6 protein-coding genes are annotated in these 4,523 nt (G+C 67.9%); 2 read left to right on the top strand and 4 right to left on the bottom strand.

Going from position 1 to position 4,523, the window contains the following annotated elements:
- On the top strand, positions 1–658 hold a 658-nt coding region (gene trmFO / locus RMP08_RS08640), incomplete at its 5' end, for a methylenetetrahydrofolate--tRNA-(uracil(54)-C(5))-methyltransferase (FADH(2)-oxidizing) TrmFO (RefSeq protein WP_310468588.1).
- 18 nt (positions 659–676) lie between these two features.
- Positions 677–1,375, top strand: a complete 699-nt coding sequence (locus RMP08_RS08635) for a hypothetical protein (RefSeq protein WP_310468587.1) — start codon at positions 677–679, stop codon at positions 1,373–1,375.
- Here the strand turns inward: RMP08_RS08635 and RMP08_RS08630 are convergent.
- The 4 genes from RMP08_RS08630 to RMP08_RS08615 all read right to left on the bottom strand — a co-directional run.
- Positions 1,372–1,809 (bottom strand): histidine kinase, encoded by a 438-nt coding sequence (locus RMP08_RS08630; protein ID WP_310468586.1) that lies wholly within the window; start codon positions 1,807–1,809, stop codon positions 1,372–1,374. The genes RMP08_RS08635 and RMP08_RS08630 overlap by 4 nt on opposite strands.
- A 68-nt stretch (positions 1,810–1,877) precedes the next feature.
- Positions 1,878–2,522 carry a squalene/phytoene synthase family protein gene (locus RMP08_RS08625; RefSeq protein ID WP_409049782.1) on the bottom strand — a complete coding sequence of 215 codons (645 nt, stop codon included), beginning with the start codon at positions 2,520–2,522 and terminating at the stop codon, positions 1,878–1,880.
- Between the two features lie 25 nt (positions 2,523–2,547).
- Positions 2,548–4,005, bottom strand: coding sequence for a pyruvate dehydrogenase complex E1 component subunit beta (locus tag RMP08_RS08620; protein WP_310468585.1), 1,458 nt, complete (start codon positions 4,003–4,005; stop codon positions 2,548–2,550).
- On the bottom strand, positions 4,005–4,523 hold a 519-nt coding region (locus tag RMP08_RS08615), incomplete at its 5' end, for a thiamine pyrophosphate-dependent enzyme (RefSeq protein WP_310468584.1). The genes RMP08_RS08615 and RMP08_RS08620, both read right to left, overlap by 1 nt.

Raw genomic sequence — 4,523 nt, 5'->3', positions numbered from 1 at the left:
GCCGATCGAGGTGATGGCGACACGCGGGCCCGAAACCCTGCGCTACGGGCCGATGAAGGCGGTTGGCCTCGACAACCCGCGCACCGGGCGCTGGCCCTATGCGGTGGTCCAGCTCCGGCAGGATAACAATCTCGGCACGCTGTGGAACATGGTCGGCTTCCAGACCAAGTTGAAGCACGCCGAGCAGGTCCGCATCTTCCGCACCATCCCGGGCCTCGAAAATGCCGAGTTCGCCCGGCTCGGCGGTATCCACCGCAATTCATTTATCAACTCCCCCAGGCTGTTGGACACTGAACTTCGCTTGAAGTCCAAGCCCAATGTCCGCTTCGCCGGGCAGATCACCGGCTGCGAAGGCTATGTCGAAAGCGCCGCGATCGGCCTGCTCGCCGCGCGCTTCGCGATAGCCGAGGCTCGCGGGGCGACACTGCCCGCCCCGCCCCCCGAAACCGCGCTCGGCGCGCTGCTCGGCCACATCACCGGCGGCGCCGACGCCGAGACCTACCAGCCGATGAACATTAATTTCGGCCTGATGCCGCCGCTCGTTGGGCCGCGCACCAAGAAGGCCGACCGCAAGAAGCCCTACACCGACCGCGCCCGCGCCGCGCTGACGGGGTGGCTGGCGCTCGCCGCCGAACGCAGGCAGACTGAACCCGCGTAAGGGTGCGGGAGGCGCTGGATGGCGGCCGGACTATTGGCAAAATTGTTCGGGCCGAACGCCAAGCTGTACCGCATCGCCTGCCTCTACGAGGACGCGCCCGACCTCGAGCGGCCGTTGTGGCGCGCCTGGCCCGGGCTGTTTGACGCCACCGACGCGCTGATCCAGTCCCTCTCGCGCCCGGCCTTCCTCAAGTCGACGCAATATGATCCGGAAATTACCCGGCGCAGCGACCGCGGCGGCACCGTAACCCGCTTCCGCAAGCTCGCCTGGTCCGACAAGAACAATTTGAAATGGGTCGACGACCTCGCCGGGCGGCCCGCCATGCAGCTCGGTGCGACCGAGATCTGGTCGCCGTGGGTCAAGGACCTCGAGGACCGCAGCGGCGGCCCCGACCTCTATCTCAAGGTCGACGGCGCCGATTCCTCGGCAACCGACGAGGAAGCGCGCAAATACGACTGGCAGAGCCTGATCGTCGCGCTGCGCCACGACCGCCTCGCCGCATCGGCCGCGGCCGCCGACGAGCTGCTGCGCCAGGCCGGCGCGGTGATGCCCAACGCCAGACTGATGCTATTCGACCGAGGCTGGGCCGAGCACGGCCACTACACCAGCTTCATCCGCTCCAACGGCCTCGAGGACAGCTATCCCGGCATGCTCAAGGCATGGCTCGACACCCACCCCGCCGCCTCGGTCGCCAGCTTCAGCGCAGCCCTGCGCTAGCAGGCGCAGCGTTTCTTCTTCGGCGGCGGGGTGGCGGTCGACGCGTATTCGGCGGGGGTCAGCCAGCCGGTCTTGTCGGCGTCGGCGCCGGCGAACTTGGTCAGCGTCTTGACCCCCCATTCGTCGAACGACAGCGCGCCATTGCCGTTGGTGTCGAGCTTGGCGAACGCTTTTCGCCGCGGCGCCAGCAATTCCTCGCGCGCGACTTTGCCGTCCTTGTCCTTGTCGGCGCGCGAAAAGCGCTTTTCCTCGCGGCTTTTGGGGGTCGCTTCGGGCGCCTGGGGCAGCGGCGCGGTTGACGTCATCATCGACGGGGTGGAGGCCGCCGGCGCGGGGGGCAGCGCAGGTGCCTGCTCGGCGCGGCCCTGCCACAGCAGGAAACCGCCAGTGACGAACAAAAGGCAGGCCGCGGCCCCGGCCACAAATCGCGCCATGATCGATCTCCTCGCAAGCAGGAGATTCGGCGCGACCCTGCTCTGCCTCGGCGGGGCTTAAGTCAATGTCAGCCGCGCGGCAGGCTCCCGCGCAGCACGTGCAACGAGGCGACGATCCCGCGCCCGGTGCCGCCGCCGAGGTCCAGCGGCTTGCCGCGCAGCACATCGTGCGCCGCGAGCGCCGCCAGCACCGTCAGCGGGCGCAGCGCGCGCGGCGGTTTTTGCGGCGGCAGCGCGGCAATTTCGCGCCGCGCCTCCTCAAGCAACGCGCTCCGCACATGAAAATCATGACACTGGCGCGCGCCGTCGACCAGCGACCACAAGGCGCCCGCCGCCTCGCCTTCTTTCGCGTCCCAACCGAGCAGCCGCGCGCCAAAGCCGAACAAGATTTTCCCACGCCGGCGCAAGCCGTCGGCCGCCGTGGTCAGGTCGGGCTCAGGACCGAGAAGAGGCAGCCAGCACTCTGCCAGCTCGGCCACCTCGGCCCCGCGGATGCCGTGCCGGAGAACCTCATCGGCGACCGCGGTCAGGCGCGGCTCGGCGGGCGGCCTGGCCGCGTCCAGGTCGGTTAGCGCATCGCGCCACCACGCCAGCCGGATCGCCCCCAGTCCCGGCTCGGTGGTCGTCGCCACCACGTCGGCGAGCGCGAGATCGATTGCCCAGAGAGCGGAAAAGGCGGGGCGGTAGCGCCACGGCAGGCTCGCCAGCGCGATCTCCCGGTCGGGGTCGAGCGCCCGCTCAGCGATAGGTGACGGCCTTTGCCGCGGCGACCACGTCGGCGGGCTTGATCAGCGCCAGTTTCTCGAGGTTGGCGGCATAGGGCAACGGAACGTCCTCGTTGCACACCCGCAGTACCGGCGCGTCGAGGTCGTCGAACCCCTCGGTCATGCAGATCGCGATGATCTCGGACGCGATCGAGCAGGTCGGCCAGCCTTCTTCGACCACCACCAGGCGGTTGGTCTTCTTGAGGCTCTCGAGCACCGCCGCCTTGTCGAGCGGGCGCAGCGTGCGCAGGTCGATGACCTCGGCCTCGATGCCCTCTCCCGCCAGCGTCTCGGCCGCCTCGAGCGCGACCCCGACCCCGATCGAGTAGCTGACCAAGGTCACGTCCTTGCCCGGGCGTACAATCCGCGCCTGGCCGATCGGAAGCACGTAATCGTCGAGCTGGGGGACGTCGAAGCTGACGCCGTAGAGCAGCTCGTTCTCGAGGAACACCACCGGATCCTCGGAGCGGATCGCGGCCTTGAGCAGTCCCTTGGCGTCGGCCGCGCTGTACGGCGCGATGACGACCAGCCCGGGCACCGAGGCGTACCACGGCCCGTAATTCTGGCTGTGCTGGGCGGCGACGCGGCTGGCCGCGCCGTTGGGCCCGCGGAACACCATCGGGCAGCGCATCTGGCCGCCCGACATGTAATTGGTCTTGGCCGCCGAATTGATGATGTGGTCGATCGCCTGCATCGCGAAGTTGAAGGTCATGAACTCGACGATCGGCCTCAGCCCGCCCATCGCGGCGCCGGTGCCGACCCCGGCAAAGCCGTATTCGGTGATCGGGGTGTCGATCACGCGCTTGGGGCCGAATTCGTCGAGCAAGCCCTGCGTGACCTTGTAGGCGCCCTGGTATTGCGCGACTTCCTCGCCGAGCACGAACACCCGTTCGTCGCGCCGCATTTCCTCCGCCATGGCGTCACGCAGCGCCTCGCGCACGGTGGTCGAGACCAGAGCGGTGCCGGCGGGGACTTCGGGCCCGGCGGGGGCTTTGGGCGCGGCGGCGAGCTGCGCAGTGCCGGTGTCGGCAGCAGGCTTGGAATCCCCCTCGCCTTCCGCTCGTCCCGAGCTCACTCTCTCGGACGTCCCCGAGACATCCGTTCGTCCTGAGCTTGTCGAAGGACTGTCCTGCTTTGCTTCTATAGTGGCGACAGGTTCAGCCCGATCGGGTTCTGCACTCGCGTCCTCACCTTCGCCCGCCATCAACGCGATCGGGGTGCCGACTTTCACCCCGTCCGAGCCTTCCGCGACCAAGATCTTCGAGATCGTCCCCTCGTCGACCGCCTCGAACTCCATCGTCGCCTTGTCGGTCTCGATCTCGGCGAGAATGTCGCCCGACTTCACCGCGTCGCCTTCCTTGACCAGCCATTTGGCCAGCGTCCCCTCCTCCATCGTCGGGGACAGCGCCGGCATGGTCAGCTCGATGCCCATCAGTAGCTCTCCACCAGCACGTCGGTGAACAGCTCGCCCGGTTCGGGTTGCGGCGCATCCTCGGCATATTTCGCAGCTTCGACCACGATGTCCTTGATTTGCTTGTCGATTGCCTTCAACTCATCCTCGCCGACCCCGAGCTTGGCAAGGTCCTTGGCGGCATGCTCGATCGGGTCCTTGCCCTCGCGGAAGCTCTGCACTTCCTCGCGCGTGCGATACTTGGCCGGGTCGGACATCGAATGCCCGCGGTAACGATACGTCAGGAGTTCGAGGATGATCGGCCCCTTGCCCGCCCGCGTCCATTCCAGCGCTTCCTCGGCCGCCCCGCGCACCGCCAGCACGTCCATGCCGTCGACCTGGATGCCGGGAATGCGGAAGCTCTCCCCGCGCTTGTAGAAATCGGGCTCGGACGACGAGCGCTCGACGCTGGTGCCCATCGCGTACTGGTTGTTCTCGATCGCGTAGATCACCGGCAGATCCCACAGCGCGGCCATGTTGAAGCTCTCGTAGACCTGGCC

Origin of the sequence: Sphingomonas sp. (assembly GCF_031426035.1) — a bacterium.
In the GTDB taxonomy this organism is placed as follows: Bacteria; Pseudomonadota; Alphaproteobacteria; order Sphingomonadales; family Sphingomonadaceae; genus Sphingomicrobium.
Note: the sequence above shows the minus strand (reverse complement) of the source record. Positions and strands in the feature narration are given on the sequence as shown.

What these genes read in the sequence shown, in the direction of transcription:
- RMP08_RS08620 (WP_310468585.1), bottom strand. Translation starts at nt 4,005, where the DNA reads ATGGGCATCGAGCTGACCATGCCGGCGCTGTCCCCGACGATGGAGGAG.
- RMP08_RS08630 (WP_310468586.1), bottom strand. Translation starts at nt 1,809, where the DNA reads ATGGCGCGATTTGTGGCCGGGGCCGCGGCCTGCCTTTTGTTCGTCACT.
- RMP08_RS08635 (WP_310468587.1), top strand. Translation starts at nt 677, where the DNA reads ATGGCGGCCGGACTATTGGCAAAATTGTTCGGGCCGAACGCCAAGCTG.